At 59.9% G+C, this 9,911-nt stretch carries 11 protein-coding genes and 2 pseudogenes; 6 read left to right on the top strand and 7 right to left on the bottom strand.

The features are described from left to right. Window positions 1–28: 28 nt before the first annotated feature. Window positions 29–685 (bottom strand): hypothetical protein, encoded by a 657-nt coding sequence (locus AADJ04_RS16355; protein ID WP_341240258.1) that lies wholly within the window; start codon window positions 683–685, stop codon window positions 29–31. A gap of 296 nt (window positions 686–981) precedes the next feature. Further along, the gene (locus AADJ04_RS16350) at window positions 982–1,104 is read right to left on the bottom strand and encodes a hypothetical protein (RefSeq protein ID WP_269089833.1); all 123 of its coding nucleotides are present in this window, start codon (window positions 1,102–1,104) and stop codon (window positions 982–984) included. Between the two features lie 462 nt (window positions 1,105–1,566). Between AADJ04_RS16350 and AADJ04_RS16345 the strand changes: the two genes are divergently transcribed. The 3 genes from AADJ04_RS16345 to AADJ04_RS16335 all read left to right on the top strand — a co-directional run bounded on the left by AADJ04_RS16345 (window position 1,567) and on the right by AADJ04_RS16335 (window position 3,029). Then, a complete protein-coding gene (locus tag AADJ04_RS16345; RefSeq protein ID WP_147277636.1) occupies window positions 1,567–1,770 on the top strand; it encodes a hypothetical protein in 204 nt (67 codons plus the stop codon). A gap of 204 nt (window positions 1,771–1,974) precedes the next feature. Next, window positions 1,975–2,376: a disulfide bond formation protein B gene (locus AADJ04_RS16340; RefSeq protein WP_236637068.1), complete on the top strand. Its 402-nt coding sequence runs from the start codon at window positions 1,975–1,977 to the stop codon at window positions 2,374–2,376. Next, a complete protein-coding gene (locus AADJ04_RS16335; protein WP_114655489.1) occupies window positions 2,373–3,029 on the top strand; it encodes a thioredoxin domain-containing protein in 657 nt (218 codons plus the stop codon). Before AADJ04_RS16340 ends, AADJ04_RS16335 begins: the two co-directional genes overlap by 4 nt. Window positions 3,030–3,167: 138 nt before the next feature. Here the strand turns inward: AADJ04_RS16335 and AADJ04_RS16330 are convergent, their stop codons facing one another. Then, window positions 3,168–5,333, bottom strand: coding sequence for a heavy metal translocating P-type ATPase (locus AADJ04_RS16330; protein ID WP_341240257.1), 2,166 nt, complete (start codon window positions 5,331–5,333; stop codon window positions 3,168–3,170). Here AADJ04_RS16330 and AADJ04_RS16325 point away from each other — a divergent pair. Further along, window positions 5,332–5,469, top strand: coding sequence for a hypothetical protein (locus tag AADJ04_RS16325; RefSeq protein ID WP_175502826.1), 138 nt, complete (start codon window positions 5,332–5,334; stop codon window positions 5,467–5,469). The genes AADJ04_RS16330 and AADJ04_RS16325 overlap by 2 nt on opposite strands. 92 nt (window positions 5,470–5,561) lie before the next feature. Beyond that, complete coding sequence (gene cadR, locus AADJ04_RS16320) at window positions 5,562–6,059, top strand: Cd(II)/Pb(II)-responsive transcriptional regulator (RefSeq protein ID WP_114655504.1); 498 nt, start codon at window positions 5,562–5,564, stop codon at window positions 6,057–6,059. 151 nt (window positions 6,060–6,210) lie between these two features. Here the strand turns inward: cadR and AADJ04_RS16315 are convergent, their stop codons facing one another. After that, the gene (locus tag AADJ04_RS16315; RefSeq protein ID WP_341240256.1) at window positions 6,211–6,684 is read right to left on the bottom strand and encodes a CzcE family metal-binding protein; all 474 of its coding nucleotides are present in this window, start codon (window positions 6,682–6,684) and stop codon (window positions 6,211–6,213) included. Between the two features lie 204 nt (window positions 6,685–6,888). Here AADJ04_RS16315 and AADJ04_RS16310 point away from each other — a divergent pair. Continuing rightward, window positions 6,889–7,394: pseudogene (locus AADJ04_RS16310) on the top strand (DUF3363 domain-containing protein); the annotation flags it as partial. Window positions 7,395–7,462: 68 nt separating this feature from the next. Here the strand turns inward: AADJ04_RS16310 and AADJ04_RS16305 are convergent. From AADJ04_RS16305 to AADJ04_RS16295, 3 genes and pseudogenes are all read right to left on the bottom strand, one after another. Beyond that, window positions 7,463–7,810, bottom strand: a complete 348-nt coding sequence (locus tag AADJ04_RS16305) for a DUF4148 domain-containing protein (protein WP_341240259.1) — start codon at window positions 7,808–7,810, stop codon at window positions 7,463–7,465. Between the two features lie 349 nt (window positions 7,811–8,159). Then, the gene (locus AADJ04_RS16300; protein WP_114655493.1) at window positions 8,160–9,497 is read right to left on the bottom strand and encodes a heavy metal sensor histidine kinase; all 1,338 of its coding nucleotides are present in this window, start codon (window positions 9,495–9,497) and stop codon (window positions 8,160–8,162) included. Further along, window positions 9,494–9,862: pseudogene (locus AADJ04_RS16295) on the bottom strand (winged helix-turn-helix domain-containing protein); the annotation flags it as partial. The pseudogene AADJ04_RS16295 and the gene AADJ04_RS16300, both read right to left, overlap by 4 nt. Between the last annotated feature and the right edge of the window lie 49 nt (window positions 9,863–9,911).

Below are 9,911 nucleotides of genomic sequence, written 5' to 3'. Positions count from 1 at the left end.
CGCCAGTGCTAGCTTTTCGTACCGTCACTTATTGCACTGAAAACGAGGAGACCCCATCACCGAATCCGTATGTGACCCCGCCTGTTTTATGCTGCGTGCGGGTCACAAGATTCGAAATGCCGATCACAATGCGCGGGGAAATTCGGTGGTTGTAGGCATGGCGAAAGTCCCGTGTGCCATGGCCATATTCTTGGCCAGCAACGCCATTCAGTCGGCACATGAACTCCTCAAAGCTCCGCCATGCAGCACCGTGCGTCGCCGCTGTTGGCTTCACAACATCTTTGTCCAGGGGAAAGTCATCTTTCCAATTTGCGCCCAACCGTGCGCGATTGGCCTGATGGCAAAGGTGCGCGGACGAAAAGATGAACCTCGAACGAATCACGTAGGGCAGGTTCAATGCCAAAGTCGCCAGAGGGTCAATGAAGACCACCATGGCATCAATTTGAGCCTCTTCATCGAGGGAAGGCCAAAGATCGCGCCAGGCGGCCAGATAGTGAGTATGGCGCGTCAGTGCGTTGATGGTGTTGGCCAGCTCGCGGGCAAACTCATCGAACATCATGCTGTAGGCCGCCCACGTGAAATCCAGTTGGTTTGGCAATTGCCCCCAGTCATAGGGCATAAGCCGCCCGGAGTAGGAGGTGTGCTTCAGAACTTGGGCAAACCGCTGGTAAATTTCTACCGACATTGGCTCAGATATTCAACGAAGGAAGCGCAGAAACAATTTTCTGTGTCTCCAAACTCACTGTCACCACGCGCTGGAACAACTCCAGGGGGTACTTGGGATTGCCAACAAGATTGCCATCTTGAATGATGCCCGCAAAGCGAGTGTTTTAAGTGATGAAAAACACAAAAGGCAAGCGCAGCGCGTCAGGCCCGTGGGCGCCTGTGGGCAAGGGGGTGCGAGGGGTGGGAATGTGGGCAAGTCGCAGGCTTGTCCATATTTCCATGCCGACCCCCGCTTGTCCACGGGATCAAGACAGATCACTTGGTTTCAATCTGGACGCCGAAGACACGCACAGCCAGTCCTTTGTTTCCGGGCTGGAGGGCAAGGCCAACGAGGGAGGCAATCACGAGCAGAACGATGAGGCGGTATGCGTGTTTCATGCCTCCCATCATGTTGTCACGACGAGCAAAAGGCACTGCGGCCCAATTTCGCAATTACGTCGTGAGTCGCCGCCGAGCGGCCCAAGGTGCGGTGTTATACGATATAGATTATGTTAACTTGCAACTACATAGAATTTAATTCTATAGAAAAATCGGGTGAGGTAAGGCTTTGAACCCCCTTCGATGGAAGCCTGTGCGGCATCCAAAGATTGCGCACGCAGTTGCTGGCAGGTTGTAGTCTGAGGCGCTAGAGGTTCGCCTACTCAGCAACCTTCAAGTTGGGATGCCACTACAATTTTCCGGATGCACTTGCGCACCCGTCTGCTTGTTTTCCTGTTGGTACTGTTGCCGCTGCAACTGTGCTGGGCGGCGGTGGGCGCGTACTGCAAGGATGGCGGACCGGGTTCCTTGCCTCCTGTGGCAATGCATTGCTGCGAGCACCCCCAGCTGCGGGACGGAGCAATGGATGAATCCACCCCAGCCGGCAATGCAGCGCCCAGCGTGGACTGTGGTTCCTGCCATCTGCAGGGCACCGAAGCCTTTCAGGCGCAACGCGATCTTGTGCCGGCCTTTCCCCCGGAGCGCTTTCACACCGACACGCGCGGGGGGCCGCCTTCAGAGTCCGCCAGTCGCCCCGAACGCCCGCAGTGGCCCGCCCTGGCCTGACCAGGGCATCGGTCACCACCGTCTCCGATCCTTGCCAAACGTGCCAGCACAGCGTGTGTTGGCCTCCTGTGTATTTCTTCGGGATATCTTCATGTCCACCACTGTCGGGCCGCACGGCCCTGGAATCTTCACACGCAGTTGCGCCTTGCTCGGCGCTTCCTGCCAGAACCGTTGTCCAAGGGGGTGTCGATGAGTCGGCCCTCGATGCTGCTCTTAGTCGCTTGGCTGCTAGCTGTGTCCGCCACGGGCGGTGCGTTGTTCATCGGCGAAGTCATGGGCATGGCTCCTTGCGTCTTGTGCTGGTACCAGCGCATTGCCATGTTCCCGTTGGCCTTGCTTTTGGGCATGGCCTTTTACAGCGAAGACCGCCGGGGCGCTGTCTATGCCTTGCCTCTGGCGCTGGCAGGTGCTGCCGTGGCTGGTTACCACAGCCTCTTGGTGGCAGGCCTGGTGCCCAAGGCCTGGGTTCCCTGCGGCGCCGGCGTGTCCTGTGCTGATCAGAAGCTCGACATCCTCTACGGCATCGAGCTGCCCTGGCTTTCACTGGTGGCGTTCATTGCCATCGCCGTTTCACTCTCCCTTTTTCTGCGTAAAACAGACAAATGAATCACCGAAAACTCATCATCTTCCTCGTGCTCGGCATGGCTCTTGTGGCCTTCCTCGTCGGCGTGAATCTCTACCAAAGCGGCGTGCAAAGTGCGCAGGAGCAGCAAGTGGCTGGGCAGGCCGAACGCCTGGTCCGCATGCATTCCCCCGTCATCGGCCCCCGTGAGGCACCCGTGACCATCGTCGAGTTCTTCGATCCTGCCTGCGAGACCTGCCGCGCTTTCTACCCGGTTGTGAAGGATTTGATGCAGCAGTACCCCAGCGAAGTGCGGCTGGTCATTCGCTATGCACCTTTCCACCAGGGCTCGGAGCAGGTGGTCAAGTTGCTGGAATCGGCGCGGCAGCAGGACAAGTACCAAGCCGTTCTGGAGGCGGTGCTGGCCGCGCAGCCACAGTGGGCGGACCATGGAAACCCCAACCTGGAGTTGGCCTACAAGGCGGCTGAGCAGGCGGGACTGGACATGCTACGGGCACGGGCGGACATGGCAGCACCTACGCTGGACGCCGTGCTGCAGCAGGACGTGCAAGACCTGACCGCCCTCAAAGTGGAGAAGACCCCCACCTTCTTCGTCAACGGGCGTGCACTGCCCAGCTTTGGCCACAAGCAGCTGGCTGAACTGGTGGCGCAAGAGGTTTCCAACTCCAAAAAATGAACGCGGACCATTGAGTAGAGGCGCCGCACAGCCGCTTCAATGGCAGGACTGCGCGCGCCCATCTGGCGGGCCCGGCCGCCGGGGCATGCCGGCGAACCGCACTACCCGAGTGGGCCCAGCGCGCGCACTGGCGCATGCTTAGTGGGAATGTGCATGCTCTTTCGTTTCTGAGCGGCTTGGCTTGGTGGCTGGCTCCACCTGTGTACCGCGAAGCAGACGCAGGCCGTTGGCCACCACCAGCAAGCTCGCTCCCATGTCCGCGAAGACAGCCATCCACATGGTTGCGGTGCCGACTACCGCCATCACCAGGAACACGCTCTTGATGCCCAACGCCAAGGTGATGTTCTGCCAGAGTATCGCGTGGGTGCGCTTGGACAGCCGCACAGTCTCCGCGACGCGCTCCAGGTTGTCATTCATGATGACCACGTCGGCTGCTTCCATGGCGGTGTCGGTGCCTGCGCCACCCATCGCAAAGCCGATATCGGCTTGGGCCAATGCCGGTGCATCGTTGATGCCATCGCCTGTCATGCCGGTGGCGCCGTAGCGCTTTTGCATCTCTTTGATGGCATCGAGCTTGGCTTCGGGCAGCAAATCACCGCGAGCGTCGTCGATGCCGGCCTGCGCCGCGATCGCCTTGGCCGTGGCTGTGTTGTCCCCGGTCAGCATGACCGAGGTCACCCCCAGCGCCTTGAGATCGACAATGGCCTGCTTGGAGGTCTCCCGGATCGTGTCAGCCACGGCAAACAGGGCCAGGACGCGGGATTCGTCTGCCAGGAGCGTCACCGTGCGGCCTTGCTTTTCGTGAATGGCCAGCTCCGCCTCCAAGTCCGGGGTGCACAGTCCTTGCTCATGGATCAGCCGGTGATTGCCCAGCACCAGGCGCAACCCGTTGACCACGCCCTCGACACCGCGCCCGGGCAAGGCCTTGAAGTTCTCGGCCTCCGGTCCTCGGACTTCCAGACCCTGGACGATTGCTTTGGAAACTGGGTGATCGGACCTGCCGGCCAGGCTGGCGGCCATCTGCTGGGTAGCAGCTTCGTCTCCCGTACCCCAGACTTTCCACTCCACCAGCTTGGGCTTGCCTTCGGTGATCGTGCCTGTCTTGTCCAGCGCCACCGCCTTCAGGAGCCTCGCGTCCTCCAGGTAGGTTCCACCCTTGATCAATATCCCGCGACGCGCGCCCGCGGCCAATCCGCTGACCACCGTGACAGGCGTGGAAATCACCAGGGCACACGGACAAGCAATCACCAGCAAGACCAGCGCCTTGTAGAGTGCTTCCAGCCATGTCAGGCCCATCAGAAAGGGCGTGAGCAAGGCCACCGCCACAGCGATGGCGAAGACCGCAGGCGTGTAGATGGCGGCGAACCGATCAACAAAGCGTTGTGTCGGTGCGCGGGTCCCCTGCGCTTGTTCGACGGCTTGAATGATCCTGGCAAGAGTGGTGTTGCTGGACAAGGCCGTTACTTGGAATTCCAGCTCACCAGTTTCATTGATGGTGCCGGCGAATACCTGGTCGCCAGGTGCCTTGTCCACGGGGATGCTCTCTCCCGTGACGGGGGCCTGGTTTATGGCCCCGTTGCCTTTGGTCACCTTACCGTCCAGCGGCACACGTTCGCCTGGTTTGATGCGCACGGTCGCGCCAATGGCCACCGAGGCGACCGGCGTGACGGTCCATGCGCCGTCAGGGCCGAGCACCAGCGCTTCTTCCGGCGCCAGTTCCAGCAAACCCTTGATGGCGTTTCGGGCCCGGTCCACAGCCTTGGCTTCGATCAGCTCGGCAATGGCGTACAGGGCCATCACCATGGCGGCCTCTGGCCACTGGCCAATGAGGAATGCGCCAGTGACGGCCACCGACATCAGGGCATTGATGTTGAGCTTGCCGCGCAGCAGCGCTGCAACGCCCTTCTTGTAGGTGTCGATACCTGCCAGCCAGATAGCCAGCGCGGCAATGGCCATGCCTGCCACCTTCCAGGCCATTTGATCGGGTGCGAAGAAGGAGAGCACCTCCGCTCCCGTGGCGAATACAAGCGCGGCAACCAGGCGGGAAATGCCACCGGCAAACCCGTGTTGATGGTCATCGCCTTCGGCATGTCCCGCTGCCTTTCCTTCTTCAGAACGCACAGCTGCAGCCACGGGCTGCGGATCGAAGCCCGCTTTGCGGATCGCCTCCAGGGCCAAGGGGTACGCACTTTCTTGCGCATCGATCTTCAGCGTGCGCGCGCCAAGCTGAAATCCCAAAGAGCGGATACCTTCCAGTGGCTCCAGCGCCCGGCGGATTTCCGCCTCCTCGGCGCTGCAGTCCATGGTCGCGATTTTGAAAAGCCTGGCCTGGCCAGAAACGCTGGCGGTCACATTGCCAGGCGTGGCAGGACTTGAACGACCTGCGGAACAGCAGGAGTCAACGCTTGTGGAGGTGCTGGTTTCTGGTTTCATGGCCTAATTGGAAACCCTATAGTGACTTTAAAGTCAAGTGGTAGCACAGAAATGCATCGTGCGGCGTTCTACAGCAAGCTCATTTTTGAAAGCGGAGCAATGAAAATTGGCGAACTGGCCAAGGCCACCGGCACGCAGACAGAAACCATCCGCTACTACGAGCGGGTGCAACTGCTGCCGACAGCAAAGCGCACGGAAAGCAACTACAGGGTGTACGACGGTAGCCACGTCGAGCGTCTGGCCTTCATCCGGCACTGTCGCAGCCTGGACATGACACTCGATGAGATCCGCGTGCTGCTGCATTTCAAAGACGCGCCCGGTGAGAACTGCGGCGCGGTGGACGCGCTGCTGCAGGCACATATCGGGCACGTGGTTGACCGTATTCGAGAACTTCAGGCGCTGGAAGCAGAGTTGCGCAGTTTGCAGCGGCAGTGTTCATCTGGTCATTTGGCCGGGGACTGCGGCATCTTGGGCGGTCTGGTAATTGCCGCGCGTCAACACAACCACATCCCACCAACCCCACCCATCGAGTCGCATCTGCCTGGAGTGCATCGCGAAATCGGTACCGGTACCAAACAGCGCGGCGTCAAGCACTGACTTACCAACCCTACCTTGACGCGCGCCGGCCGCCCGAGGGTGATGCACAGTCCGATTTTTTCGTGCCGCTGCTGTACGACGTGGCGACCAAAGATATCCAATGATGCCCCTCCCTGCTTGACAGCAACCCTCAGGCGCGGCGCGTGACCCCTTAGTTCCGGGTCAGCGGGTTTTGCGCGACATACACGTTGAGCGACTTGCCCGTGAATCCGGCTGGCGCGATCTTTGCCAGGTCCACGGGCCGGCGATCGAGCCCGTTGAACGTCCACGAGAACTCCTTGCCTTCGCTGCGGAACGTGACCGTATCACCGTAGGCAACGTTCAGGTGCCGGGCGGTTGAGACATCCACGACTCGGGCTTTGGCGGCCTGCTGAGCGGGTTGACCGTAGAACGATTGACCGTTGGCAAACGTGTCAGCTGCCATGGCAGACGCAGAGGCCATGCCGAAAATAATGGCCACCTGGATGAGGCGAGTCGAACGCATGTAGAGTTCCTTCTTAATGATGACCGCGCCGCCGATGTCGGCGCAGTGACGCCTTGGGGCGACATGAAGGACTCTAGCGATCCGTAACCAACAGATAGCGATCATCTGGATGACAAATTTGTCATCTGCAGCAGCGCGCAAGGTGCGTGTTTGTGCAGACCCAATGGGCTGAACTTCGCGGGCAGCTGGCTGCCTCATCGTCGGGCTATACGCATGTCTCGGTCACTGTAAAACCTGTGAACTTGACTCTGCACCCGCTACAGGGTTTTCAATAGCATCGGATCACAAGAAGGAAGAGGCGCAGGGAACGCGCGCACCGACTCAAGGCTTTGTCGATCGACGTGGGTGGCCGTGGAGATGACGCACCTGCCCATTGAGCGGCAGGCGCGCGTGATTGGGGCCGCCTGGCTGGACCAGCAGTTGATCGGCGCCGGTAAAGAGCTGAGCTAACTAGGGTTTGGCAGCGCGGCCAAGGAAGTACTACAGAAACGCGCCGACTTCCTGGCCGACTAGGGTCTGACCGAGCGGCGCGGGCAGCGCATCATCCTGACGCGCAATCTTCCGGCGACGCTGCGCAACCGCGAGCTGTCGCATGCCGCGAAGACATTGCCGCTGAAACCGGGCTGGAGCATCGGCCCCTCCCCGATAGGGAGCGCGTAGCGGGCATCTACCGGCGAAGCGTGATGCTCGCCAGCGGGCGCTACGCCATGCTCAATGACGGCCTGGGATTTTGCCTGGTGCCGTGGAAGCCGGTAATCGAGCAGCAGTTGGGAAAGCAGGTTGCCGCGACGGTGCGCGGCAGTGGGGTGGCATGGGAAATTGGGCGGCGGCCTGGGCTTTCCCGAGGTTAGTCAGGCCGACGCCAGAGATCTCAAAGGCTGGCTTCAGCATAATCCGCTGGAACCGCAACTGGGGGCGATCAACCCGGATAGTAGAGACGCTGACGCGCGTCGCGTTCGGCAGGTGACTCGTTCAGCATTTCGTTGATCACTTGCTGACGAGTTTTCCCTGGGCCCACAGCAGGCACAGGCATTGGGTAGTTGCTCTCGCCATAAGACAGGAGTCCTTGCTGCATGGCAGCCTTGGTTTCCGCGATAACCTGCTCTCGCGTCTTATCGCTCTTCCAGTGTTCCGGGTGAACGATGATGCCCTTTTCATTGTTGGCAGGATGCTCGTACGCTGCCGAAGCCATCCCTGGAAGACCCAGAGTGACCACTGCGGCCACTGCTGCGATCATGGAAGAAAGGGAGAGACGACGTTGAGTCATGGCTAAGGTCCTTATAGAAGTCAGTAAATTTTGCATCTCCCATGCCTTTGCCAAGCGATGATGAGATGTGTTCATCGTAGAAATCCTGACCCAACAGAACGCGGACAGCACGATGACTTTTCTGTCATCTTTTGCTGTTCTTGACCTTATCGCGGTGACAAGGCCCGACCATGAAGACATGGGAAAATATCCTGCATGGGAGTAAGTGCGATGGAGTCGCTTCGGTCAATTGCAGAACATCCAACCCGAAAACACGAACTCATAAATCAGAAAATCGATCCAGCCCCCCCTGAAGAAGCACAGTTCGGGCTCATGGATGCGTAAGTGGGATCACCGGCACCAGAGCTCGTTACAGAGCGCGGATTTCCATCCCGACAATCGTCACCCCGTTCTCTGACCATGCAACCGGCTCACCCTGGTGCATGCGAGCGATCGCGCCAACGATGGCCAAGCCGAGGCCATGGTTGCTTTGCCCATGGCTGCGAGCGGGATCGCCGCGGAAGAATCGATCAAACAGGTGCGGAAGTACCTCTGGATCGATGGTATCTCCGCAGTTAGCGACACGGATCAGCACGCGGTCCTCATCAGAAGGTTTGAAGGTGACCTGGACGATCGAGCCATTTTTTGCGTATCGGGTGGCGTTGCCTAGCAGGTTTGACAGGGCCCGGCGCAACAGCGGCACGTCAAAGGCACCATGGGCATCGCCCACCACTTCGGCGGTGAGACCGGCCTCGGCCAGCGCCGCCTCGTGGTAGTCCAACACGTCTGCAGCCATCGATGCAAGGCTAACTACGGGAGCGCGGCGTGCGCCCACGCCCCGATCCGCCTGGGACAGGAACAGCATGTCGTTGACAATGGCGGTCAGGCGATGTAATTCCTCCAGGTTGGAAGCTAGGACCTCTCGCATGTCCTCCTGTTCAGGGCGCCTTAGCGCCAGTTCATTGTTGGCAATGAGCGTGGCCAGTGGCGTGCACAACTCGTGCGCTACGTCGGCATTGAAGCCCTCCATCTGTGAGTAGGCATTTTCGATGCGTTCCAGGAGCGCATTGAACTGGTCGATCAGGGGCACGAGTTCAAGGGGTTGCTCTGCACCGTCGAGCCGGTGGTGCAGGTTGTCCGCCGACAACGCACGCGTCTGGCTGACCAGTCTTCGAACGGGCGCCAGGCCCAGGTTGACCAGGGAGAAGCCACCCAGCGAAACCACGATGGCCCCTCCGATGGCTGCCACCAGCAAGGTAAGTGCAAGCCGGTGCAGCAACTGGTTGTCCGTTTGGGTGTCCAACGATAACCGGACGCGCAAAACCTTGGAGGGGGGCTGGCCCGCAGTCTGTGCAACCTCGAACTGCCGTTGACGCCACACCGTCTTCGCATTCTGGTTGCGGGTGTGTGCGTAGAGCACGGCCCCGTCGCCCCGAGTCACTTCAAGCGACAGATCTCCGTGCCCCACCAGGAAATCGTCGAGCTTGTGCGCGAGGTCTTCTGACTTCCCGTGCTCTTTACCGTCCGCCAACAGGTGTCGAATGACATTCTCTTTTTGGGCCAGCGTGTCCTCTTGCCGATCACGGAAATTGAACTCGGTCACCAGATACACAGCCAGACAGACCAACCCGAGGCCGGCAAAGCTTTGCAGCGCCAGCCACCAGGAAAGCCGCTGGCGCAGTGAGCGATATTGGATCAGTGCATTCATTCCTTGCGCTCTTCCATGATGTAACCCATACCCCGAACGGTGTGAAGCAGTGCCTTCTCGAAGGGCGCATCGATCTTGTTGCGCAAGCGCCGGATGGCCACCTCCACCACGTTGGTGTTGCTGTCGAAATTCATGTCCCACACCTGCTCGGCAATCTCGGTGCGAGACAGTACCTCGCCGTTCCTTCGCAGGAACAGTGTCAGAAGCAGGAACTCCTTGGCGGTCAGCTCCAACTTCTGACCGCAGCGGAACGCCTTGCGCCGCACCAAGTCCACGTCGAGATCGGCAAGGCGCAGTTGCGTGGGCTCTGCCGCATCCCGTGTGCCATGCGTGCGCCTCAGGAGCACCTGGATGCGTGCGTTAAGGCAACGCTGATTAAGGTCCACCGTTGAGGGGGGTCAAACGTTATCCGCA

The organism is uncultured Acidovorax sp. (assembly GCF_964021665.1).
Lineage (GTDB): Bacteria > Pseudomonadota > Gammaproteobacteria > Burkholderiales > Burkholderiaceae_C > Acidovorax > Acidovorax temperans.
The sequence above is the reverse complement of the archived record's forward strand: the minus strand, read 5'-3'. Positions and strand labels throughout refer to the sequence as shown.